Source organism: Agromyces sp. Root1464, assembly GCF_001427265.1.
In the GTDB taxonomy this organism is placed as follows: domain Bacteria; phylum Actinomycetota; class Actinomycetes; order Actinomycetales; family Microbacteriaceae; genus Agromyces; species Agromyces fucosus.
Genome location: NZ_LMFU01000001.1, coordinates 747,934 through 770,427 on the forward strand (window position 1 = coordinate 747,934; position 22,494 = coordinate 770,427).

20 protein-coding genes and 2 tRNA genes are annotated in these 22,494 nt (G+C 70.4%); 9 read left to right on the forward strand and 13 right to left on the reverse strand.

The window, feature by feature from the left end; all coding sequences use genetic code 11:
* Positions 1–375: 375 nt before the first annotated feature.
* The 6 genes from ASD23_RS03430 to serS form a co-directional block, all read right to left on the reverse strand.
* Positions 376–464, reverse strand: a tRNA-Ser gene (locus ASD23_RS03430).
* A gap of 79 nt (positions 465–543) precedes the next feature.
* Positions 544–1,830: an LCP family protein gene (locus tag ASD23_RS03435; protein WP_082571151.1), complete on the reverse strand. Its 1,287-nt coding sequence runs from the start codon at positions 1,828–1,830 to the stop codon at positions 544–546.
* Positions 1,831–1,857: 27 nt separating this feature from the next.
* A tRNA-Ser gene (locus tag ASD23_RS03440) sits at positions 1,858–1,942 on the reverse strand.
* Between the two features lie 194 nt (positions 1,943–2,136).
* Positions 2,137–3,408, reverse strand: a complete 1,272-nt coding sequence (locus ASD23_RS03445) for an LCP family protein (RefSeq protein ID WP_056006248.1) — start codon at positions 3,406–3,408, stop codon at positions 2,137–2,139.
* Between the two features lie 74 nt (positions 3,409–3,482).
* The gene (locus tag ASD23_RS03450) at positions 3,483–4,313 is read right to left on the reverse strand and encodes an HAD family hydrolase (RefSeq protein ID WP_235507617.1); all 831 of its coding nucleotides are present in this window, start codon (positions 4,311–4,313) and stop codon (positions 3,483–3,485) included.
* Positions 4,310–5,575 (reverse strand): serine--tRNA ligase, encoded by a 1,266-nt coding sequence (gene serS / locus ASD23_RS03455; RefSeq protein WP_056006251.1) that lies wholly within the window; start codon positions 5,573–5,575, stop codon positions 4,310–4,312. Before serS ends, ASD23_RS03450 begins: the two co-directional genes overlap by 4 nt.
* Positions 5,576–5,682: 107 nt before the next feature.
* Between serS and ASD23_RS03460 the strand changes: the two genes are divergently transcribed.
* Positions 5,683–6,690, forward strand: coding sequence for a diacylglycerol/lipid kinase family protein (locus ASD23_RS03460; protein ID WP_056007767.1), 1,008 nt, complete (start codon positions 5,683–5,685; stop codon positions 6,688–6,690).
* On the opposite strand, the gene ASD23_RS03465 is transcribed toward ASD23_RS03460, so the two are convergent.
* Genes ASD23_RS03465 through pheA form a run of 4 tightly spaced genes read right to left on the reverse strand, consistent with a single transcriptional unit; the run spans position 6,647 to position 9,400 of the window.
* Positions 6,647–7,540: a hypothetical protein gene (locus tag ASD23_RS03465; RefSeq protein ID WP_056006254.1), complete on the reverse strand. Its 894-nt coding sequence runs from the start codon at positions 7,538–7,540 to the stop codon at positions 6,647–6,649. The genes ASD23_RS03460 and ASD23_RS03465 overlap by 44 nt on opposite strands.
* A gap of 1 nt (position 7,541) precedes the next feature.
* Complete coding sequence (locus ASD23_RS03470; RefSeq protein ID WP_056006258.1) at positions 7,542–7,796, reverse strand: hypothetical protein; 255 nt, start codon at positions 7,794–7,796, stop codon at positions 7,542–7,544.
* Between the two features lie 26 nt (positions 7,797–7,822).
* Positions 7,823–8,419, reverse strand: coding sequence for a hypothetical protein (locus ASD23_RS03475; RefSeq protein ID WP_056006262.1), 597 nt, complete (start codon positions 8,417–8,419; stop codon positions 7,823–7,825).
* Positions 8,420–8,446: 27 nt separating this feature from the next.
* The gene (pheA, locus tag ASD23_RS03480) at positions 8,447–9,400 is read right to left on the reverse strand and encodes a prephenate dehydratase (protein ID WP_056006266.1); all 954 of its coding nucleotides are present in this window, start codon (positions 9,398–9,400) and stop codon (positions 8,447–8,449) included.
* Positions 9,401–9,498: 98 nt separating this feature from the next.
* Between pheA and ASD23_RS03485 the strand changes: the two genes are divergently transcribed.
* Positions 9,499–10,776 (forward strand): DUF445 domain-containing protein, encoded by a 1,278-nt coding sequence (locus ASD23_RS03485; RefSeq protein ID WP_056006269.1) that lies wholly within the window; start codon positions 9,499–9,501, stop codon positions 10,774–10,776.
* Between the two features lie 27 nt (positions 10,777–10,803).
* The gene (gene pgm / locus ASD23_RS03490; protein WP_056006272.1) at positions 10,804–12,429 is read left to right on the forward strand and encodes a phosphoglucomutase (alpha-D-glucose-1,6-bisphosphate-dependent); all 1,626 of its coding nucleotides are present in this window, start codon (positions 10,804–10,806) and stop codon (positions 12,427–12,429) included.
* A gap of 5 nt (positions 12,430–12,434) precedes the next feature.
* Here pgm and ASD23_RS03495 read toward each other — a convergent pair whose 3' ends face one another.
* Positions 12,435–13,745 carry an amidase domain-containing protein gene (locus tag ASD23_RS03495; protein WP_056006275.1) on the reverse strand — a complete coding sequence of 437 codons (1,311 nt, stop codon included), beginning with the start codon at positions 13,743–13,745 and terminating at the stop codon, positions 12,435–12,437.
* 205 nt (positions 13,746–13,950) lie between these two features.
* Between ASD23_RS03495 and ASD23_RS03500 the strand changes: the two genes are divergently transcribed.
* Together ASD23_RS03500 and ASD23_RS03505 are read left to right on the forward strand one after the other, a co-directional pair.
* Positions 13,951–14,301: a GntR family transcriptional regulator gene (locus ASD23_RS03500; protein ID WP_056006278.1), complete on the forward strand. Its 351-nt coding sequence runs from the start codon at positions 13,951–13,953 to the stop codon at positions 14,299–14,301.
* Complete coding sequence (locus ASD23_RS03505; RefSeq protein WP_056006281.1) at positions 14,298–15,311, forward strand: DUF1648 domain-containing protein; 1,014 nt, start codon at positions 14,298–14,300, stop codon at positions 15,309–15,311. Before ASD23_RS03500 ends, ASD23_RS03505 begins: the two co-directional genes overlap by 4 nt.
* Here the strand turns inward: ASD23_RS03505 and ASD23_RS03510 are convergent.
* Positions 15,277–16,605 (reverse strand): MFS transporter, encoded by a 1,329-nt coding sequence (locus ASD23_RS03510; RefSeq protein WP_056006283.1) that lies wholly within the window; start codon positions 16,603–16,605, stop codon positions 15,277–15,279. The genes ASD23_RS03505 and ASD23_RS03510 overlap by 35 nt on opposite strands.
* The gene (locus tag ASD23_RS03515) at positions 16,598–17,410 is read right to left on the reverse strand and encodes a M15 family metallopeptidase (protein WP_056006286.1); all 813 of its coding nucleotides are present in this window, start codon (positions 17,408–17,410) and stop codon (positions 16,598–16,600) included. Before ASD23_RS03515 ends, ASD23_RS03510 begins: the two co-directional genes overlap by 8 nt.
* A gap of 228 nt (positions 17,411–17,638) precedes the next feature.
* On the opposite strand from ASD23_RS03515, the gene ASD23_RS03520 reads away from it, so the two are divergent.
* The 4 genes from ASD23_RS03520 to ASD23_RS03535 all read left to right on the forward strand — a co-directional run bounded on the left by ASD23_RS03520 (position 17,639) and on the right by ASD23_RS03535 (position 22,475).
* Positions 17,639–18,940 carry an ABC transporter substrate-binding protein gene (locus ASD23_RS03520; RefSeq protein WP_056006289.1) on the forward strand — a complete coding sequence of 434 codons (1,302 nt, stop codon included), beginning with the start codon at positions 17,639–17,641 and terminating at the stop codon, positions 18,938–18,940.
* An 81-nt stretch (positions 18,941–19,021) separates the two neighbouring features.
* Positions 19,022–20,065 (forward strand): carbohydrate ABC transporter permease, encoded by a 1,044-nt coding sequence (locus ASD23_RS03525; protein ID WP_056006291.1) that lies wholly within the window; start codon positions 19,022–19,024, stop codon positions 20,063–20,065.
* 110 nt (positions 20,066–20,175) lie between these two features.
* The gene (locus ASD23_RS03530; RefSeq protein WP_235507651.1) at positions 20,176–21,006 is read left to right on the forward strand and encodes a carbohydrate ABC transporter permease; all 831 of its coding nucleotides are present in this window, start codon (positions 20,176–20,178) and stop codon (positions 21,004–21,006) included.
* Positions 21,003–22,475 (forward strand): glycoside hydrolase family 1 protein, encoded by a 1,473-nt coding sequence (locus ASD23_RS03535; RefSeq protein ID WP_056006294.1) that lies wholly within the window; start codon positions 21,003–21,005, stop codon positions 22,473–22,475. The genes ASD23_RS03530 and ASD23_RS03535 overlap by 4 nt, the downstream gene beginning before the upstream one ends.
* Positions 22,476–22,494 lie beyond the last annotated feature (19 nt).

Consider the following 22,494-nt stretch of genomic DNA (forward strand, 5'->3'; position numbering starts at 1 on the left):
AGCGCCATCATCGCCCGACTAGATCGTGAAGCTCATCGAGATGCGGGCTGACGCGGAGGCGTACTTGACCGCTTTCCGCGGTTTTCTGCTGAATCTGCTGGTCCGGGAAACGATGCACCGGTCGGGCGCCACGCACCTCGAGGCCCGCCCCGCGTACGGTTGTGCGCCGCTGGGGAGCTTCGGCCAACCGGCGTGCCCAAAAACAAGAACCTGAGACTATCCGGCGGCTCCCGGCGCAAAGTCGCTCGGCCAACAGCTAATCAGAGCCGCAGACGCCACCAGGAACACGAAAAGCCCCCGCAGACCGCGGGGGCTTTTTCATTTCGGGCGAGATTTCAGACCATTTGAATCAAGAAATCAGATCTCGCCGTTGTGCGGAGACGAGGGGATTTGAACCCCTGGTCCCCTTACGGGGACTCCACCTTAGCAGGGTGGTGCACTCGGCCGGACTATGCGACGTCTCCTCGCGCGCACTTGCGTGACACGCGAAAGTCATCATAACCCGACGACGCCTCGGATGACGATTCGGCCGAGTCGGTCGGGCTACTGGTCGTCGAGCGTTCGCCCGGCGGAGCACCGGGTCTCGGCCGCGGTCTGCCCCGTGACGTCGCTCGGCAGCGCTTCGACCGTCGGCGCGGGCGCCGCAGGGTCCGCTGGGGGCGCCTCTCCCTCGACCGGAGCTTCGGGCGCCGGGGCGGCATCGACCGCGGTCGGGTCGCCCGCCGAGGCGAAGGACGCCTCCTGCGCCGCGGGATCGAACGTCACGGGCAGGTCGTTCTGCAGGGCGATGCGAATGGCTTCCGCCGATTCCGCCGGCACCTGCGCGCCATCTGCACTGTAGGTGGGGTATTGGATGAAGGCGATCTTGTCCAGATCGGTGTCCTTCAGCGCCTTCGCGATCGAGATCATCGTGTTGGGGTTCATGAGGCTGTCAGACAGCTGCATGTTCGCGAGCGCTGCCTTCGCGATGCCGTAGAGCTTGACGGGGTCGCCCAGCGTGCCGTTCGACTGCAGGGTGCGCGCGAGCGCCGACATGAAGACCTGCTGGTTCGAGATGCGGCCGAGGTCGCTGCCGTCGCCGACGCCGTGTCGGGTCCGGAGGAACTGGAGCGCCTGGAGGCCGGCGAGCTCGTGCATGCCGGCGGGAAGGTAGAGGTCGGTGTGCTCGTCTTCGATCGGCTCAGCGACGCACACGGGGACGCCGCCGACAGCCTCGGACAGACCGGCGACGCCCATGAACTGCACGGTGCCGGCGAACGGAATGGTCACGCCGACGAGCTGCTCGACGGTCTTCACGACGCACGGCATGCCGCCGAGCGAGAGCACCGAGTTGATCTTCACGCCGTACTGCTCCGACAGCGGATCACCGGCCGGGTCCGCCGGATCGACGCACTCCGGCACATCGACGAGCATGTCGCGCGGGAAGCTGATCACCGAGGCGTTCGAGTGGTCTTCCGAGATGTGCATGAGCATCGTGACGTCGTTGAGGACCGCCGTCTCCTCGTCGGGGTCGCCGAAGCCGTCGCCCTGACCTTCACGGCTGTCGCTGCCGATGAGCAGCAGGTTCACGCCGCCCGGCATCGCGCCGATGTCGGGCACGCCCTCGAGCACGTCTTCGTTGCCGAGCGTGACCGTGGGCTTCGCGGTGTTGGCGAGATCCCATGCGGCGTACGCCGCGACCGCGGAGCCGGACACCAGCGCAACGGCGAGGACCGAGGCCGTCGCCTTGCCGATCGTCTTCCAGATGGAACGTCGCTTGAGTCGTCCGTGCCGGACGACAGGGGTCGACCCCACGGCGCGTCGTGCACTCGAGCGCAGTTCGTCTGCCACCGCTGTCCTTTCGTCTCGTCGGTCTCGCGGAGGGCGTGGGATTCGAACCCACGAGGCATTGCTGCCCACTGGTTTTCAAGACCAGCTCCATCGGCCGCTCGGACAGCCCTCCATGCCCGCGCGACGCACCCGGAGGTGCTCGATCGTGCAGACAGGCCCGATTCTAGCCGAAGCATGTTTCAGCCAGACTTCGAGCCGAAGCAGGTCTCCGTCGGATCTCCAGCCGAAGCATGTTTCAGCCAGCCTCTCAGGCCAGCCTGAAAAGGCGCTGAAGCGCGACCGAGGGACGGTCGGCGGAGCCCCGGATCAGCCCTCGTTGGCCTTGGCGCACCGCACCGTGTCACCGGTGATGCCCGTCACGTCACCGGGCAGCGGAGCGGTCGGCGGCGCGCTCGCCTCGGCAGGCGGTGCCTCGGCCGAGCCGTCGACGGGCGGAGCGGCCGGGTCGGCCACTGTGCCGAACTCGGAGTTGTCGATGGCGGTCGGGTCGATCACCAGCGGCTGATCGGCCTGCAGCGCGGCGTTCACCGCCTCGGCGGAATCTGCCGGGAGCACCCGAGTGCGGTCGTCGGAGTATTCGGTCGGGTACTGCACGAACGCGATCTTCGACAGGTCGACGTCGGCGAGGGTACGAGCGATCGAGACGAGCGTCGTCGGATTCTGGAGCGCGTTGGAGAGTTCCATGTTCGAGAGCATCGCCTTGGCGATCGAGTAGAGCTTCACCGGGTCACTGAGCGTTCCGTCGCTCTGCAGCGTTCGTGCGAGCGAGGCGAGGAAGGCCTGCTGGCTGGCGATGCGGCCGAGGTCGCTGCCATCGCCGACGCCATGCCGGGTGCGAAGGAAGGCGAGCGCCTCGTACCCCGAGATGCTGTGCGTGCCGGCATCGAGGTGCAGGCCCGAATAGTCGTCGTCGACCCGGTCGGCGAGGCAGACCTCGACACCGCCGACGGCTTCGGACAGCGCCGCCACGCCATTGAACTCGACGACACCCGCGACCGTGATCGGGACCCCGGTCAGCTGGCTGATCGTGCTGACGACGCACCCGAGTCCGCCGTGGCCGAGCACGCTGTTGAGGGGCACGCCCGACATCGACGAGAGCGGCCCGCTCTCGGGGTCGACCGGATCGGGGCACTCGGGCACCGGCACGATCATGTCGCGCGGGAAGCTGACGACTTCGACGTGCGAATGGTCCTGCGAGATGTGCAGCAGCATCGTCACGTCGTTGAGTACAGCGGAGTCCTCTTCAGGGTCACCGAAGGATCCGTCCGCGGGACGCTTGTCGCTGCCGACGAGCAGGAAGCTGAGCCCGCCCTCCATGGCACCGATGTCGGGCACCCCGGCGAGCAGATGCTCGTCCTCGAGTTCGGTGCCGGGCTTGATCGACTGCACGAGATCGACGGCGGCGTACGCGGCGATCGACGTCGCGGCCACGGCGAGCACGGCGATGACGGATGCCGCGAGCTTCAGGTACGTCGAAGCGGCGCCGTGCTTCGGCAGCCGACCGTGCCTCGGCACCGTCGCCGGCTCGGCGGTCACCGCCTGATCGGCAGCGGCCTGCTGTTCGCCCGAATCGCTCATCGCACCCCCTCTGACTGGCCGATTCTATGCTGGCGGCCTCGGAGGTTCCCGTCACGCGCGCAGCGGCCCGGCCGTCATGGCAGCGAGTCGAGCACCGCCGCGAGCCCGGCCTCGTCGACCGGGCCCCCCACCTCGTTCGCGGCTTCGCGCACCTCGTCGGGCGCCTGGCCCATCGCGACGGCGCGGCCCGCAGCGCCCGCCCACGCGAACATCTCGAGGTCGTTGCGGCCGTCGCCGGCAGCCAGCACCCGGTCGTTCGGCAGGTCGAGCCACCCTCTGACCCGTTCGAGCGCGGTCGCCTTGTTGACGCCGTCGGGCGCGATGTCGAGCCAGGCGGTCCAGCCGATGGCGTAGCTCACGTGGTGCAGGCCCATCTGGTCGACGATGCCGAAGAACTCATCGAGTCCGTGCTCGAGGCTCGTGACCACGACACGCGTCGCGCGCTGGTCGAGCAGCTCCTCGAAGCGCACCTCGCGGGCGTTCTCGAGGTTCCACTCGGTCATGCCCTCGGTGTAGAGGCGGTAGCCGTCGGGCAGTTCGACCATGAACTTGCCGGAGGGCAGGAACCCGCGGATGCGCTCGAGCACGAGCGTCGGGTCGAAGGTCTCGACGTGGCGACGGAGGTACCCGCCGGGGGCCGAGTCGTCGCGCTGCATCGTGATGGCACCGTTCGCGCACACCACGTACTCGGGCGTGAGGCCGAGCTGCTCGAGCACGGGCGCGGTCGTCGCCCACGAGCGCCCGGTCGCGAGCGTCACGATGTGGCCCCGGTCGCGTGCTGCGGCGACGGCCACGACGACCTCGGGGTCGATCGAGCCGTCTTCGTGCATGATGGTGCCGTCGACGTCGAGCGCGACGAACCACTGCTCGTCGACGTCGAGCCGCGGCATCCGCTCGATGCTCATGCGATCGGCTCGAGCACCTCGAGGCCGCCGAGGTAGCCGCGAAGCGCCTCGGGCACCACGACCGAACCGTCGGCCTGCTGGTGGGTCTCGAGGATCGCGACGAGCCAGCGCGTGGTCGCGAGCGTGCCGTTGAGCGTCGCGACAGGCGCCGTCTTGCCGCTCTCGGTGCGGTGGCGGATGTCGAGGCGGCGCGCCTGGAACGTCGTGCAGTTCGAGGTCGAGGTGAGCTCGCGGTAGGCGTTCTGCGTGGGAACCCAGGCCTCGACGTCGTACTTGCGGGCTGCGCTCGAACCCAGGTCGCCCGCCGCGGTGTCGATCACGCGGTACGAGAGCCCGAGGTCTTGCAGCATTCCCTCTTGCCAGCCGAGCAGGCGCTCGTGCTCGGCCTCGGCGTCGGCCGGGTCGATGTAGGTGAACATCTCGAGCTTGTTGAACTGGTGCACGCGGATGATGCCGCGGGTGTCTTTGCCGTGGCTGCCGGCCTCGCTGCGGTAGCAGGTCGACCAGCCGGCGTAGCGGATCGGGCCGTTCGACACGTCGATGATCTCGTCGGCGTGGTAGCCCGCGAGGGCGACCTCGCTCGTGCCCGTCAGGTAGAGCTCCTGCTCGGGCAGGTAGTACACCTCGTCGGAGTGGGCGCCGAGGAACCCGGTGCCCTGCATGATCTCGGGCCGCACGAGCGTCGGCGTGATGAGCGGGGTGAAGCCCGCCGCGATCGCCCGGTCGAGGCCCATGTTCATGAGCGCGAGCTCGAGTCGGGCGCCGATGCCCTTCAGGTAGTGGAAGCGCGCGCCCGAGACCTTGGCACCGCGCTGCATGTCGATCGCGTCGAGCAGCTCGCCGATCTCGAGGTGATCACGGGGCTCGAAATCGAACGCCGGGATCTCGCCGACTTCGCGCAGCACGATGAAGTCGTCTTCGCCGCCGGCCGGCACGCCGTCGATGACGATGTTGCCGAGTCGCTGCACCGCGAGCGTGAACTCGGCCTCGGCGTCGCCCGCGGCCTGGTTCGCAGCCTTCACGCGCGCGGCGAGTTCCTGCGCCTCGGCCACGAGGGCGGCCTTGGCGTCTTTCGGCGCCTGCGCGACCTGCTTGCCGAAGGCGTTCTGCTCGGCTCGGAGCGCTTCGAACACCGTGATGGCCGTGCGCCTCGCGGCATCGGCCTCGACCGCGGCGTCGACGAGCGCCACGGACTCGCCACGGAGCTCTTGCGAGCGCTTGATGAGGTCGGGGTTCTCGCGAAGCAGCACGGGATCGATCACCCGAGCAAGTCTAGCCGCGGCATCCGACCGCCTGATCTGCGGTTCCGCCGAACGCGGTCGCAGGCCGCCGGGGTGAATTCACGGCGCGATGCAATACCGTGGGCTGCGTGACGGCAGAACAGCAGGGGGCAGCGGATGTCGCGGGCCGACGCCCGCGGGCGGCCGTGATCTTCAATCCGACGAAGCAGGGCGTCGAGGCCCTCCGCGCCGCCGTCGGCGCGGCCGAGGAGCGCCAGCACTTCGCTCCGACGCTGTGGATCGAGACCGAGGCCGACGACCCCGGCAAGGGCATGGCGCGCGAGGCGATCGAGGCGGGCGTCGACCTCGTGATCGCCGCGGGGGGCGACGGCACCGTGCGCTCGGTCGCCGCCGGCCTGCGCGGCACCGGCGTGCCGCTCGGACTCGTGCCCATCGGCACGGGCAACCTCTTCGCCCGCAACCTCGAGATCCCCGTCAGCGACCAGGCCGACGCCGTCGTGCTCGCCTTCGCGGGCCTCGACCGCGCCGTCGACGTCATCGTGGCCGACGTCACTCGCCCCGACGGAAGCGAGGAGACCCACGTCTCGCTCGTGATGAGCGGCATCGGCATCGACGCCGCGATGATCTCGAACACGAACCCCGATCTGAAGAAGCGCGTCGGCTGGCTGGCCTACGTCGACGCCGGCCTGCGGGCGCTGCCCGCGTCGAAGCCGTTCCGCGCCGTGCACCGGGTCGACACCGGCCGGCACCACCGTTCGAAGGTCTCGAGCATCCTCGTCGCGAACCTCGGCTACCTGCCGGGCAACATCGAGTTGATCCCCGACGCCGAGATCGACGACGGGCGCCTCGACGTGGTCGTGCTGGCGCCGCGCAACCTGTTCGGCTGGCTCCTCATCTGGCGCAAGGTCACCTGGGAGAACCGGGTGCTGCGGAAGTCGGCCCTCGGCCGGCAGTTCCTCGACCTCACGGGCGGCAACCGGCGCAGCGAGATCGTCTACCTGCGCGGTCGCGCCGTCGACCTCGAGATCGAGGGCGACGCCGAGGAGTTCGAGATCGACGGCGACGAGTTCGGGCTCGTGACCGCGGCGCGGTTCACGGTCGATCCGGCGGCGCTGATCGTGCGCGTGCCGCGGTGAGCGTCGCGCGTCGCACCTCGACCGCGACGAGCGCCACGAACGCCGCGATCGCGGCGAGCGCGAGCGATCCGACGAGGGACTGGGCGAACTGGCCGAGCTCGATCCGGGCGAACACCTCTGCCTGATCGGCGACGTCGGCGGGGTTCCCGTTCCCGTCGAGCATGAGGCTGCCGTTCGCGTTCGACCCCTCGAAGACCCTGCCGATGGCCCACACGACCCCGATGACGGCGACCGCGGCGATGCCGACGAGCGCCCACCACGCGGCCCCTCGACCGAACCGCGGACCACCGCCCTCGGTGGCCGCGTCGTCGCCCCGGGTGGGCATGAGCGCTGCGACCGCGGTCACGACGACGACGCCCATCGCGCCGGCCGTGAGCAGTGACGGTGCCAGCGTCCAGCCGAGTTCCCTGAGCCACTGGTCCTCGTTCGAGAACGATCCCGTCGAGTACCCGATGTCGGAGCTCACGATCCACGACAGGAGAGCCCCGGCTGCGAACACCGCCGCCGTGACCGCCCATCCGGCGATGAGCCAGGCGCGCACCGACGGGCCCGAGGCCCCGGGCTCGGGGGCGAACACGTCGGAGTCCTCGCGCGTCTCGACCGACACGGGCAGCGGATCGGGATCGGATGTCGCACCAGCCGTCGGGGCCGGGGCTGCGGGCTCGGGCACGGGCACGGGCGCCGCCACCGTCTCTGCGGCGGTCACCGGCACCGGCACCGGATCGCGAGGGTCGGCGATCGGCTTCTCCGCAGGCGCGACCGGCACAGCATCCGTCTCCCGCCCGGAGTACCCGCGCTGGTAGCGCGGGTCGAACCGCGGATCGAGACCGCTCGCAGGGTCGTCGGTCACGTCAGCCCCTCGGGTCCGGATGAGCAGTCCGACTCCTGCTCGCGGAGGCGATCACCAGGATGCCGAGCACTGCTGCCACTCCGACGAACGTCCCGATCGGCGGGACGAAGTTGGCGACGCGGATCATCCGGAGCTGCCACAGTTGCTCCTCGGTCGGCTCGCCCTCGGTCATGATCCCCTGATCGGTCGCCAGCATCTGGACGCCCCAAACGGCGACGACAGCGCTGAGTACGGCCACGACCACGAGCAGGATCACGGCAGGATTCGTCGCGAGTCGGGCGATCATGGTCGCTCCGCGGTTACATCTGAAGCCATGGTCGCCTCGACACCCCGAGGAGGGCGGGGTCCCACCTGGGTACGGGCACGCCGAATGCCGCTCCACACGAGCATCACCACGACGCCCAGGCATCCGACCTCCACCAGCGTCGGTGCCACGCTCCACGAGACCGTCTGGAGCAGGCGATCGGCTTCGTTCGAAGGCCCGAAGTAGTTCGCGCTCGAGATGCCCGCCCAGAAGAGCGCGGCCCCGATCGCGATGGCCACCGCCGACACCGCCCAGCCCGCGAGGTATGGCACGTCGACTCCGGGTTCGGGGGCGGGCTCCGCCTCGGCGATCCACCCCGCGAACGCCTCGGGGCCGTCATCGCCGGCCACCGGCCGCTCCGCGAGCGCTCCGGCGGGATCGACCCCGCGATCGCGCGACGGGGCGATCAGCGAACGCATCGACTCCGGCGGCTCGGGCACCCGTGACACCGCCGGCAGCGGCGCGGCGGCGGCATCCGCTCGGGTGGCGGCATCCGAGCCCGCGTGCCCGGTGTACCCGCGCTGATAGCGCGGGTCGAACCGCGGATCGATTCCGGTCGTGGCGCCTTCGCTCACAGAACTCCTCGGGTCAGGGCTTCCCGATCAGTCGGGTTCGCCGCTCAAGAGGCCCCGCAGCCAGTCGCGCGCCTCGATGAAGATGCCGTCATCGTACTTCGAGTGGTAGGCGACCGTCTGCTCGTCGGCCCGCGGATACGAGCCCAGGAAGATGACATTGGGACTCGTGCGCCTGAGGCCGAGCAGGGCGTCGGCGACGCGCTCGTCGGCGATGTGCCCATCGACGTCGACGACGAAGCGGTAGCGGCCGAGGGCATCGCCGATGGGCCGCGACTGGATGAGCGAGAGGTTCACGCCCCGGGTCGAGAACTGCTCGAGCATCGCGAGCAGGGCGCCCGGCTCGTCGTCGGGCAGCTCGACGATGAGGCTCGTCTTGTCGGCGCCGGTCGGCTCGGGCAGTTCGCGCGAACGGCTGACGAGCACGAAGCGCGTGACGGCGTTGGGGTTGTCGCCGATGTCGCGGGCGAGCACGTCGACGTCGAGGTGGTCGGTGATGCCGGGCGGCGCGACGGCCGCGTCGGCCTGGCTGCCTTCGAAGAGGGATGCCGCGGCGGAGACGTTGCTCGTCGCGGGGATGTGCCCGTGGTTCGGTAGCTCGCGCTCGAGCCACCCGCGCGACTGGGCGTAGGCGACGGGGTGGGCGTTCACGACGCGAACGTCGGCCAGCGCGGTGCCCGGCCGGGCGACGAGCACGAAGTTCACCGGCACGAGGTACTCGCCGAGGATGCGGAGGCCGGGCACGGTCGCGAGGGCGTCCTGCGTGGCCGAGACACCGCCGTCGACCGAGTTCTCGATCGCGATCATCGCGGCCGTCGAGCGACCGCTCGTGACGTCGGCGAGCGCTTCGCCGACGTTGTTGACGCCGCGCCAGTGCTTTCCGGATGCCGCGGCGACCTGCTTCAGCGCCGCCTCGGTGAACGTGCCCGCCGGCCCCAGGTAGGAGTAGGTCTCCTCGGGCGGTGTGGGCGCGGCATCCGTCATGCAGGCCAGCCTAGCCACCGGGTCATGGGCGAGCGGCTAGCGTCGACACCGTGCGACGCGGTTCGATCGCGGAGCGCCTCGCACGTGAGGAGGGACCGATGACCACGATCGACGCGAACCGGACCGTGCCCACCGATGCCGAACGGCTCGCGGCGCTGCGACGCATGAAGCGCGTCGCGGCCGGGCTGCTCGTCGTCGCGGCGGTCGTCTTCGCGGTGTCGTTCTCGCTGCAGGACGAGGTGCCGTGGCTCGCCTACGTTCGCGCGGCCGCCGAGGGCGCCATGGTCGGCGCGATCGCCGACTGGTTCGCGGTGACGGCGCTGTTCCGTCATCCGCTCGGCATCCCCATCCCGCACACCGCGATCATCCCGAGGCGCAAGGACGAGATCGGCGCGACCCTCGGCGCGTTCGTCGAGCACGAGTTCCTCTCCGACGAGGTCGTGCTCGGCAAGCTCCGCTCGATCGGCATCGCCCGCCGGCTCGGCGGCTGGCTCGCGACGCCCGCCAATGCCGAGCGGCTGACCGCCGAGGCATCCGTCGCCGCACGCGGCGTGCTGACCCTGCTCGGCGACGACGACGTCGAGGACGTGATCGAGCGGCTCGCCCGCCGGCACCTGTTCGAGCCCGAGTGGGCTCCGGCGATCGGCCGCGTGGGCGCCCAACTCGTGGCCGCCGACCAGCAGCGCGCGGCCGTCGACGTCGTGCTCGAGAAGGCCGAGGCGTGGCTCGAGGCGCATCCCGAGGCGTTCGGCAGCATGGTCTCCGACCGTCTCCCCCGCTGGCTTCCCGGCTTCGTCGACCGGCTCGTCGACGACCGCGCCTCCCGCGAGGTGCTCGCGTTCGTGCGCGCCGTGCGCGCCGATCCCGCGCATCCGCTGCGCCTCGCGATCGACCGCTACCTCGCAGAGCTCGCCGATGAGCTGCAGCACGACCCGGCGATGATCGCGCGCGTCGAGAACCTCAAGGCCGAGCTGCTCGCGAGCCCGCGCGTGCGCGAGTTCGCCGGCGAGGCGTGGGCCTCGGTGAAGGCGACGCTCGACGCCGCGCTCGCCGACCCGTCGAGCGAGCTGCGGGCCGGCCTCACCTCGGCGGTCGTCGAGGTCGGCGCACGCCTCGTCGTCGATGAGCAGCTCGCCGGCAAGGTCGACGCGTGGGTGACGGATGCCGCGGCTTACGTCGTGCGCAACTACCGCCACGAGATCGCGGGGGTCATCACCGAGACCGTCGAACGCTGGGATCCCCGGGAGACGACCGAGAAGCTCGAGCTGCAGGTCGGGCGCGACCTGCAGTTCATCCGCATCAACGGCACCGTCGTCGGCGCGCTCGCCGGGCTCGCCATCTACTCGATCGCCACTGCGGTGCACGCCCTCGTCTGAGCCGCCGCTCGGTGCCAGACTGGTCGCATGCACGAGCGCGCAGGCACCCCGGCCATCGAATCCGACCTCATCGACGTGGAGGCCCTCGTGAGGGCCTACTACGAGCTGCATCCGGATGCCTCGGTGCCCGAGCAGCGCGTCGCCTTCGGCACCTCGGGCCACCGCGGCTCGGCCTTCAACACGGCGTTCAACGAAGACCACATCCTCGCGATCACGCAGGCGATCGTCGAGTACCGCGCCTCGCAGGGCATCACCGGCCCCCTGTTCATCGGCGCCGACACGCATGCGCTGAGCGCCCCGGCGCAGACGACCGCACTCGACGTGCTCGTCGCCAACCGAGTGCGCGTGCTCGCCGACGAGTTCGACGACTACGTGCCGACGCCGGCGCTCTCGCACGCGATCCTGAAGTGGAACAACGACCCGGCCAAGCGCGCAGAGGGCGAGGCCGACGGCATCGTCATCACGCCGTCGCACAACCCGCCCCAAGACGGCGGGTTCAAGTACAACCCGCCGCACGGCGGGCCCGCCGACTCGGATGCCACGAAGTGGATCGCCGACCGCGCCAACGAACTCATCGCGGGCGGCCTGAAGGACGTCAAGCAGGCCGAGCCGAGCGGCGTCGAGACCTACGACTTCCGCGGCAACTACGTGGACGACCTCGCGAACATCATCGACTTCGACGCGATCCGCGAATCCGGCATCCGCATCGGGGCCGACCCCCTCGGCGGGGCATCCGTCTCGTACTGGGGCGCGATCCGCGACCGCTACGAGCTCGACCTGACCGTCGTGAACGAGCGCGTCGACCCCGCCTGGTCGTTCATGACGCTCGACTGGGACGGCAAGATCCGCATGGACCCGTCATCGCCGAGCGCCATGGCCTCGGTGCTCGCGCACGAGGGATACGACATCCTCACGGGCAACGACGCCGACGCCGACCGGCACGGCATCGTCACGCCCGACGGCGGACTCATGAACCCCAACCACTACCTCGCCGTCGCGATCGAGTACCTGTTCGCGCACCGACCCGAATGGCGAGCGGATGCCGCGATTGGCAAGACCCTCGTCTCGAGCTCGATGATCGACCGGGTCGCCGCGGCGCTCGGCCGTCGCCTCTGGGAGGTGCCGGTCGGCTTCAAGTGGTTCGTGCCCGGACTCGTCGACGGCTCGGTCGGCTTCGGTGGTGAAGAGAGCGCGGGCGCCTCGTTCCTGCGCTTCGACGGCACCGTCTGGACGACCGACAAAGACGGCATCCTGCTCTGCCTGCTCGCATCCGAGATCCGCGCGGTCACCGGGAAGTCGCCGTCGGCGCTCTACGCGGAGCTCGTCGAGCGGTTCGGCGACCCCGCCTACGAGCGCACGGATGCCGCGGCATCCGCTGCCCAGAAGGCGGCCCTCGGCAAGCTCGACGGCGACGCGATCCCGGCGACGGAGCTCGCGGGCCAGCCGATCACGGCGAAGCTCTCGCACGCACCCGGCAACGGCGCGGCGATCGGCGGCGTGAAGGTCGAGACGGCCGACGCGTGGTTCGCGGCCCGCCCGAGCGGCACCGAAGACGTCTACAAGATCTACGCCGAGTCGTTCAAGGGGCCGGAGCACCTGCGGCTCGTGCAGGCCGAGGCGAAGGCGATCGTCGACGGGGCGCTCGGGGGCTGAGCGGCCTACTTCAGCGAGAAGTAGGTGACGCTGCCGCCGCCCGAGGCGAGCGCCTCGTCGACGTTCCAGTAGTCGGCGTCCTTCGTGTGGCCGCCGACCCAGACGGTCGTGCCGTTCGCGCCGTGCTCGACCCGGGTGACGACGGCGGTGTGGTCGCGATCGCCCGAGCCGTCCCAGTCGAACTGCGCGATGTCGCCGACCTTGACGAGCCCGCGCTGCGAGTCGTCGAGCGGGGTCGCGAGGTCGGGGCGGCCGTACAGCCAGTCGCGCATCGCGGTCGAGCTCGACCAGCTCGGCGACATCGCGCCGGTCGCCTGGTCGTAGTACCAGCCGGCGTCCATGGCCCAGCCGCGGGCGACGAGCGACTGGCTCGTGAAGTTCGCGCAGTCGACACCGCTCAAGACGGTGTACTGCGCGGTGTTGTAACTGCTCCAATAGGTGAGCACGTAGCCCACCTGGGCGTCGATCGCGGGGTTCGAGGTGTACGTGAGCGTGAGGGACGTGGTCGGCGCGTACACGGCGGCCTCGTCGATCTCGGTGAGCTGGGCGGCGAGTGAGGCCGGAGCCGCGGCACCGGCGACGGTCGCGGTGCCGGGGGTGGCGACGGCGACCGGGGCGCCCGAGGCATCCGTGAACGCCACGGCCACGGCGCCGAGGGCGGTGTCGGCGACTGCGGGCACCTGGAAGGTCAACTGCTCGGCGGTCGCGGCGACGATGGGAGCCGCAACGCCGCCGACGGCCACCTGGGCGACCTGGTCGAGCTGCTCGCCGGCGACCGTGACCTGCGTGCCGCCGGTGAACGGCGCAGCTGCGGTCGAGAGCCCGCTCGTGACGGTCGGTCGCTTCGCGATCGAGACCGGCGCGCTGATGACGTCGCGTTCGGCGGCGGATGCGGCCGAGGTGATCGAGGCCTCCTGAGCCGCGGCGAGCCGCGTCTCGTCATCGGCGGATGCCGCGGCGACGGCGCCGAACGCGCTGACGCTCAGGATCGCGCTCGCGCAGCCGAGCGCCATGAACCTGCGGGGCGCGCCGCTCGACGGGCGGCGGTTGCGCACGCGCTCGGCTCGGTGGCGCGCACGGCGTTCGGCGCGACGCTCGAGCTCGGCGCTGTCGGCGCTGTCGGCGCGCGCAGCACCGGCGTCGGCGGAAGCACCAGCGGCCGAAGCACCGGCGTCGGACGTCGCCGCGGTGACGGCATCCGTCGCGGATTCGCCGGGGAGTGCAGCGGCCCCCGATGACGGAGCGCGATACGTCGAGCGGCGTCGTGCGGGGAGTTCAGCGGGCGTGGAGGCAGACGAGAAGAAGGCGAAGGGCACAGGCGGGGGGATTCCGGGTACGTGATCGGGGGGCGGTTGACACCCCATCACGCGAATTTGTGAGGAAGCCTCTCAAACTCTGGGAAGCCGGTGAGAGCGCGCTCTCGCCGGAAATCCGGGGCCGCGACCGACCATCCGGCCCCCGTGCGCGCGGGCTGATCAAAACTGTTCTAGTATTTATAGAACAGTTTGAAAGGTTCACCGCATGCTGATCCGAGTCGACCCCGCGAGCGACACGCCGATCTTCGCCCAGATCGTCGCGTCCGTGCACGCCGACGGTGCCGCGGGACGACTCGCCGCGGGCGACCGCCTGCCCTCGGCCCGTGATGTCGCCGGCTCGCTCGGCATCAACCTGCACACGGTGCTGCGCGCCTACCAGCAGCTCCGCGACGAGGGACTCGTCGACATGCGGCGCGGCCGAGGGGCCGTCGTCACCGATGCGGTCGAGCCCCTCGCGCACCTGCACCACGACATCGCCGCGCTGGTCGCGCGTGCGCGCACCCTCGGCCTCGCCGCCGACACCCTCGCCGCCCTCGTGAAGGAGACCTACCGATGACCGCGCACGCCGACGTCCGCATCGCCCGCCGCCGCTTCCTGCTGATCGGCTGCGCGCTGCCGGCCGCCATCACCCTCGTCGCCGTCGCCCTCATGGTCGCCTGGCTCCCTGACGTTCCGCCGACGGTCGCCACGCACTGGAGCGGGAGCGGCCCCGATGGATTCGGTCCCGCCTGGGTCGTCCCACTCGCCACGGCCGTGCTCGGGTTCGGCCTCGCAGCGCTCTTCGCGGGCATCATGTTCGTCGGCACGCGCGACGGCCAGTGGGGGCCGATGCTGCGGCTGCTCGGCGCGCTCTCGATCGGCACCAACGTGCTGCTGGTCGTCGGCATCACCTGGACGTTCGGGATGCAGCGCGGACTCGCCGACCCGCAGGACGCCCCCGGCGTCGGATGGCCGCTGCTCGTGAGCGGGCTGCTCGCCGTCGGCGCGGGAGTCGGCGCATGGTTCGCGCAGCCGAACGTCACGACCGACGGTCGCACCCCGGCTCGCACGGTCGAACCGCTCGACCTCGCCGCCGGCGAGCGGGCGATGTGGGTGCGCACGACGGCCATGGCCCCAGCGGCCGTGGTCGCGATCATCCTGAGCATCGTCGCCCTCGCGATCGGCACCGCGGTCGTCGCCGCCGCGGGCTCGACGGCCTGGTGGGTGATGCTCGGGGTGACCGTGCTGCTCGTGCTCCTCGCCGTCACGACGTTCGTGTTCCGGGTCCGCGTCGACGACCGCGGCCTCCTCGTGCGCTCCCCCGTCGGCGTCCCGCGCTTCAGCGTGCCGCTCGCCGAAGTCGAGGCGGTGTCCGTCAGGAACGTGCACCCGACCGCCGAGTTCGGCGGCTGGGGCATCCGCATCGCACCCGACGGCGCGTTCGGCATCGTGCTCCGCGCCGGCGAGGCGCTGCAGGTCACGCGTCGGGGCGGTCGGCGATTCGTCGTGACCGTCGACGACGCCGCCACCGCGGCCGCACTGCTCGAGGCACTCAGCTCACGGGAGCGCGTCGACCCGCCTCGCTGAGCCCGGCACGGCGGGCACGCAGCCCGGCGACGATGAGCGGCACGAGCACGAGCAGCGCGACGACGTTCACTCCGGCGAAGCCCGCGGCTCCCAGCACGACCCCCGAGAGTGCAGCGGATGCCGCGGCCGCGAGGTTCATCGCGGCGTCGGTGGCGCCCTGCAACGGCACCCGGATCGACGGCTCGACCGAGGTCGTGAGCAGCGTCGATCCGCCGATGAGTCCGCACGACCAGCCGAGGCCCAGGAGGCCGAGCGCGAGCGGCACGAGCAGCATGTCGTCGGCGGGCGCGAGGATGCCGATGAGCGCCGCCGCCGTGAGGATGCCGACGCCGATCACGATCACGCGCGGCGGGCCGATGCGGTCGGCGAGCCAGCCGACGAGCGGGCTCGCCCCGTACATGCCGATGATGTGGATGCTGATCACGACGCCGACGAGCGAGAGCGAGAGGCCGTGGGCGGTCATGTGCACCGGGGTCATCACCATGACGCCCACCATGACGGTGTGCGAGCACACGATGGCGAGGATCGCGAAGAGCGACCGCGGTTCTCGCACGGCGATGCGGAACGCGGCCCACGCCCCGATGGGCTCGGCGGCGGGCGCCGCTCCCCCGGCGTCGACGACGCGGTCGGGGGCGAGCTCATCGGCCTGCGTCCCGGCGGCGTCGGGAGCGCTGCTCGCGGCATCCGTCGCCATCGTGCCCGGCTTCGGGAGCCGAAGGAGCGTGGCAACGAGCAGGGTCGAGAGCGCGAACGCGACGCCCGAGAAGAGGAACGGGCCGACGAGCGGCGGCAGGCCGAGCGCGATGCCGACGGCGTTCCCCGTGGCCGACAGCAACGGCCCCGCGACCGAGCCGATGGTGGTCGCCCAGAGCACGATCGACATCGAGCGTGCCTCGAACCCCGCGGCCGCGACCTCGGTCGCGGCGAAGCGCGCCTGCAGGCCCGCGGCACTGCCGGCACCGAACGCCGCCAGGCCGAGGAAGACGAGGGGAACCCAGCCGCTCGCAGCGGCGGCGATCACGAGCAGGGCGCCCGTCATCGCGAGCGCATAGCCCGTCGCGAGCGCCACGTGGCGGCCCGAGCGGACCGCGAGCCGCGCGAGCGGGATTGCGACGATCGCGGCCCCGAGCACGCTCGCCGACTGGGCGAGGCCCGCGAGGGCGACGACGCCCGTCAGCTCTTCGACGAGGAGCGCGGCGACGGCGATGCCCGAGGCCACGCCGACGCCCGCGAGCAGTTGGTTGACGACCAGCACCGTGAGCGAGAGGCCGCGATGCGGCACGCGCTCACTCATACTCGGGCGCTGCGGGCAGGCCGAAGAACTCCTCGAGCGTCGTGATGCCGGTCTCGTGCATCTCGGTCGCGAGCGGCACCCCGACGTAGCGGAAGTGCCACGGCTCGAACTCGTAGCCGGTGACGGGCGTCTTGTCGGCCGGGTAGCGCAGGATGAAGCCGAAGCGCCAGGCGTTGTCGCGCAGCCAGACGCCCTCTGCGGTGTCGGCGAAGCACGCGTCGAGCGAGCAGTCGCCGCTCTCGGCGCCGATGTCCATCACGAGGCCGGTCTGGTGCTCGCTGAACCCGGGCCGGGCCGTCAGCAGGTCGTCGCCGTCGTAGATCTCCTCTTGGGCGCTGTACGAGCGGAACGCGCTGTTCGACGCGAGCGTCAGGTCGGCCTCGTCGGACGCGGCCTGGAACATCGCGACGACCGCGTCGGCCGCCTCCTGTCGCATCATCGGGTCCCAGGTGTGCGGCACGTCGACGTCGACGAGGTCGTCGGGCTCGAAGTCCTGTGGATTCAGGGGGCGCAGCTTGTCGACGACCACCCAGATGCTGTTCGGGTCGTCGAGGGAGTGCGCCGTGCGGTCGAAGGTGTCGACGGCGGCGGGCTCCTGCGCCGCGCCGGACACCGGACGTGGGGTCGCGCTCTCGGCCGAATCGGATGCCCCGGCGCCGGGCGAACCCGCGGCCGAACCGCCCGCGACCGCGCCGATCACGACGACGGCGACGGCGAGCAGGGCGAGGCTCAGCGAGCCGGCGATCACGAGACGACGCTTCTGCTGCGCCTCGTCGGACGGGTGCTGGCGTTCACTCGATGACACCGTTCGAGTCTACGCGGGGCTTGCTGACCGCCCACCAGAGCCCGCCTCCGATGCCCGAAGAGAACGCGCGGGCCAGCGACGGGAACACGGCGTGAGAGCGCTCTCTTGACTTTTGCCGGACGACTGCATAGAGTCACCTCTCGAATCGTGAGAGCGCTCTCACCGGTTGGGAAGAGAGCGCTCTCACGCTGCGCACATTCCCGTCCACGCACACACAAAGGAGTGACCGTGAAGCTCTCACGCCACACGAAGGTCGCCGCAGCCGTTGCCGGCGCAGCGACCATCGCCCTCCTCGCCTCCGCCTGCTCGTCCGGCGGCGGCGAAGAGACCGACGGCGACATCACACTGACCGTCACGACGTTCGGCACGTTCGGATACGACGACCTCTACACCGAGTACGAGGAAGCCAACCCCGGCGTCACGATCGAGGCGACCAACATCGACACGGGCGGCAACGCCCGCACCGACGCCTTCACCAAGCTCGCCGCCGGCTCGGGCCTCTCCGACGTCGTCGCGATCGAGGAGGGCTGGCTCGGCGCGATCATGGAGGTCTCCGACCAGTTCGTCGACCTCACCGAGTACGGCATCGACGACCGCAAGGCCGACTGGGTCGACTGGAAGTACGAGCAGGCGACCGACCCCGAGGGCCGCGTCATCGGCTACGGCACCGACATCGGCCCGAGCGGCATCTGCTACAACGGCCCGGCACTCGAGGCTGCCGGCCTCGCGAGCGACCGCGAGAGCGTCGCCGAACTGCTGAACGGCGACTGGGCGCACTACTTCGACGTCGGACGCCAGTACCAGCAGGCGACCGGCAAGGCCTGGTTCGACCACTCGGGCTTCGTCTGGAACTCGATGGTCAACCAGATGCCCGAGGGGTACTACACGAGCGACGGCGAACTGAACGTCGAAGACAACGCGGACCTCAAGGCGAACTTCGACCTGCTCTCGGGCGCGGTCGACGACGGTCTCTCGGCTGCCCAGGCGGCGTGGGACTGGAACGGCGGCAAGTCGTTCGTCGACGGCACCTTCGCGACCTTCGTCTGCCCGGGCTGGATGCTCGGCGTGGTCGAAGGCCAGGTCGAGACCGGCGGCGGCGACGCCTCCACCGGCTGGGACTTCGCCGACGTCTTCCCCGGTGGCGCAGCCAACTGGGGCGGCGCCTTCCTCTCGGTCCCCGAGACCTCGGAGCACAAGGAAGCCGCAGCGAAGCTCGCGGACTGGCTCACCCAGCCGGAGCAGCAGGTGAAGCAGTCGGCGGCCGCAGGCAACTTCCCGAGCACGGTCGAAGCACAGGAGACCCTCGCCTCGGAGGCGACGCCGAACGAGTTCTTCAACGGCGCACCCACGGGCGCCATCCTCGCCGCTCGCGCTGAGGGCGTCGTCGCCCAGTTCAAGGGCCCCGACGACTCCGTGATCCAGGAGAACGTCTTCGGCCCGGCGCTGTCGGCGCTCGACCGCGGCGAGGTCGACGGCACCGCCGCATGGGACCAGGCGATCGAGCTGCTCCACGAGCTCGTCGGCGAGTAACCCCGCCACGGTACGGATGTCCCTCGGGCACGTCGCCCGAGGGACATCCCTCCCCCGCCAACTCCCACGACTGGACTTCGCATGACCACGACCATTCGGCCCCCCGCGAGCGGGACCCCGACGCCGCAGCGCCGATCCGCGGCATCCGAACCCCTGACCTTCCGTCAGCGCCTCTCGCGCTTCGACGTCAAGGCGAGCCCGTACTTCTACGTCTCGCCCTTCTTCATCCTCTTCGCCCTCGTCGGCCTCTTCCCGCTCGGCTACACGCTCGTCGTCTCGATGCACGAGTGGGACCTCCTGAAGGGCCAGGGGCCGTTCGTCGGGTTCGAGAACTTCGTCGAGATCCTCGGCGACTCCATGTTCTGGAACTCGATCGGCAACACGATCAGCATCTTCCTGCTGTCGTCGATCCCCCAGCTGACGATCGCCCTCATCGTCGCGTACCTGCTCGACCAGGGCCTGCGCGCGCCGACCTTCTGGCGCATGAGCGTCCTGCTGCCCTACATCGTGACCCCCGTCGCAGTGGCGATCATCTTCTCGAGCGCGTTCAACGAGGCCGACGGCCTCGTCAACAACATCCTCAACGTCTTCGGCATCCCCGACCAGGCGTGGAAGCACGACACCTTCCTCAGCCACATCGCGATCGCCACGATGGTCAACTTCCGCTGGACGGGCTACAACGCCCTCATCCTGCTCGCGGCGATGCAGTCGGTGCCGCGCGATCTCTACGAGTCGGCCGCGATCGACGGCGCCGGCGCCGTTCGCCGCTTCTTCTCGATCACGATCCCCTCGATCCGCCCGACGCTCATCTTCGTCATCATCACCGCCACGATCGGCGGCCTGCAGATCTTCACCGAGCCGCGCCTCTTCGACGTCTCGACCGCCGGCGGCATCGGCGGCAGCGATCGACAGTTCCAGACGACCGTGCTGTTCATGTGGGAGCTCGCCTTCTTCCGCCGCGACTTCGGCGAGGCCGCCGCCGTCGCCTGGCTGCTGTTCCTGCTCATCGTCGGATTCGGCCTCATCAACTTCCTGATCTCCCGGCGCATCGCCACCGGCGGCGACAAACCCGACCGCCGCGCGCGCCGTGCACGCGAACGCGCCACCCGAGGAGGAGCGGCATGAGCACCCTGATCCCCGAACCCATCCCCGCGGTGATGATCGATGACGACGTCGAACCCGATCGACCCGCGCGTCCCCGCTGGGGCGACGGCGGCAACGGCCGCCGTCGCGCGATGGGCACGGCCGGCATCGGCAGCCGTCCCGGCTTCCTCACCTATGGGCTGCTCGCCGCGTTCATCATCGGCGGCGCCTACCCCCTCTGGTGGTCGGTCGTCGTCGGCAGCGGCACGAACGCCACCCGCGGCGAGACGCTCCCGCTCCTGCCGGGCGGCAACTTCCTCGCCAACGCGACCAAGGTGCTCGACGCGATCCCGTTCTGGCTCGCCCTCGGCAACTCGATCATCATCTCGTCCGTCATCACGATCTCGGTCGTGACGTTCTCGACGCTCGCCGGATACGCGTTCGCCAAGCTCCGCTTCCGCGGCCGCGACGGACTCATGGTGTTCGTCATCGCGACCATGGCGATCCCCACGCAGCTCGGCATCATCCCGCTGTTCATGGTCATGCGCGAGTTCGGCTGGACGGGCACCATCGGCGCCGTCATCGTGCCGACGCTCGTCACCGCCTTCGGCGTGTTCTTCATGCGGCAGTACCTCGTCGACGTCATCCCCGACGAGCTCATCGAGGCCGCCCGCGTCGACGGCGCGAACCAGATCCGCACCTTCTTCAACGTCGCACTGCCCGCCGCTCGGCCCGCGATGGCGATCCTCGGCCTCTTCACCTTCATGATGGCGTGGACCGACTACCTGTGGCCGCTCATCGTGCTGAGCCCGACCAACCCCACGCTGCAGACGGCGCTCAGCCAACTGCAGTCGGGGTACTACGTCGACTACTCCGTCGTGCTGACCGGCGCGGTGCTCGCCACCATCCCCCTGCTCGTGCTGTTCGTCATCGCGGGCAAGCAACTCATCTCGGGAATCATGCAAGGAGCTGTGAAGGGTTGAACGAGAATCACGCGTCGTTCCGACGGAACTGGCCGGCCGACTTCATCTGGGGCTCGGCGACCGCCGCGGCCCAGATCGAGGGCGCCGCGCACGAAGGCGGCAAGGAGGACTCCATCTGGGATGCCTTCGCACGAGTCCCCGGGGCCGTCGCCGGCGGCGACACCCCCGACCGAGCGGTCGACCACTACCACCGCATGCCGGAGGACGTGGCGCTCATGCGCGGGCTCGGCCTCGACTCCTACCGGTTCTCGACGAGCTGGGCGCGGGTCGTGCCCGGCGGTCGGAGCGTCAACCAGGAGGGACTCGACTTCTACTCGAGGCTCGTCGACGAACTGCTCGGCGCCGGCATCCTGCCGTGGCTCACGCTCTACCACTGGGACCTGCCGCAGGCCCTGCAGGAGCGCGGCGGCTGGGCGAACCGCGACACCGCGTACCGCTTCGCGGACTACGCCGAGGCCGTGTACGGCGCACTCGGCGACCGCGTCACGCACTGGACGACGTTCAACGAGCCGCTCTGCTCGTCGCTCATCGGCTACGTCGGGGGCGAGCACGCACCCGGCCTGAACGACCCGGTCGCGGGGCTCGCAGCCGTGCATCACCAGCACCTCGCGCACGGCCTCGCCGTCGAGCGGCTCAGGGGCCTCGCGGCAGCGTCTTCGGAATCTGGCGCGGGGCGCGACATCCGGCTCGGCATCACGCTGAACCTCACGAACGCGGTGCCGAACGATCCCGCCGACCCGGTCGACCTCGAGGCCGCACGCCGTATCGACGCCCTCTGGAACCGGATGTACCTCGACCCCCTGCTGCTCGGCGCGTACCCCGACGACCTGCTCGGCGACGTGCGGGAGTTCGGGCTCGACGAGCGGATCCTGCCCGGCGACCTGGCGCAGATCTCGCAGCCGATCGACTTCCTCGGCGTGAACCACTACCACGACGACAACGTCTCGGGACATCCGCTGCCCGCCGATGCCGCGCCATCCCTGCGACCGACCGACCGGCCGGGCCGCTCGCCGTTCCCCGGCAGCGAATACGTCTCGATGCCGTCTCGGGGGCTGCCCCGCACGGCGATGGACTGGGAGGTCAACCCCGCGGGCCTCACCCGCCTGCTCGTGCGGCTCGGTGCCGAGTATCCGAACCTGCCGCCGCTCTTCGTGACGGAGAACGGCGCCGCCTACGACGACGTCGTCTCGGCCGACGGCGCCGTGCATGACCTCGAGCGCACCCGGTACGTGCTCGACCACGTCGATGCGATCGCCGAGGCGATCGAGCAGGGCGCGGACGTGCGCGGGTACTTCGTCTGGTCGCTGCTCGACAACTTCGAGTGGGCCTGGGGCTACGAGAAGCGGTTCGGCATCGTGCGCGTCGACTACGACACGTTCGAGCGGACGCCGAAGGACAGCGCGCACGCGTTCGCGGCGTTGATCGCGAACGCGAAGAGGCAGCTCGCCGCGACGACTATCGTGGGGTGAACCGGAGCACTGGAAGGGG

Coding starts and splice junctions, on each gene's coding strand:
- ASD23_RS03445 (WP_056006248.1), bottom strand. CDS start 3,408: ATGAGCGATTCGGGCGAACAGCAGGCCGCTGCCGATCAGGCGGTGACC.
- ASD23_RS03450 (WP_235507617.1), bottom strand. CDS start 4,313: ATGAGCATCGAGCGGATGCCGCGGCTCGACGTCGACGAGCAGTGGTTC.
- pheA (WP_056006266.1), bottom strand. CDS start 9,400: ATGACGGATGCCGCGCCCACACCGCCCGAGGAGACCTACTCCTACCTG.
- ASD23_RS03485 (WP_056006269.1), top strand. CDS start 9,499: ATGACCACGATCGACGCGAACCGGACCGTGCCCACCGATGCCGAACGG.
- pgm (WP_056006272.1), top strand. CDS start 10,804: ATGCACGAGCGCGCAGGCACCCCGGCCATCGAATCCGACCTCATCGAC.
- ASD23_RS03500 (WP_056006278.1), top strand. CDS start 13,951: ATGCTGATCCGAGTCGACCCCGCGAGCGACACGCCGATCTTCGCCCAG.
- ASD23_RS03505 (WP_056006281.1), top strand. CDS start 14,298: ATGACCGCGCACGCCGACGTCCGCATCGCCCGCCGCCGCTTCCTGCTG.
- ASD23_RS03510 (WP_056006283.1), bottom strand. CDS start 16,605: ATGAGTGAGCGCGTGCCGCATCGCGGCCTCTCGCTCACGGTGCTGGTC.
- ASD23_RS03525 (WP_056006291.1), top strand. CDS start 19,022: ATGACCACGACCATTCGGCCCCCCGCGAGCGGGACCCCGACGCCGCAG.
- ASD23_RS03530 (WP_235507651.1), top strand. CDS start 20,176: ATGGGCACGGCCGGCATCGGCAGCCGTCCCGGCTTCCTCACCTATGGG.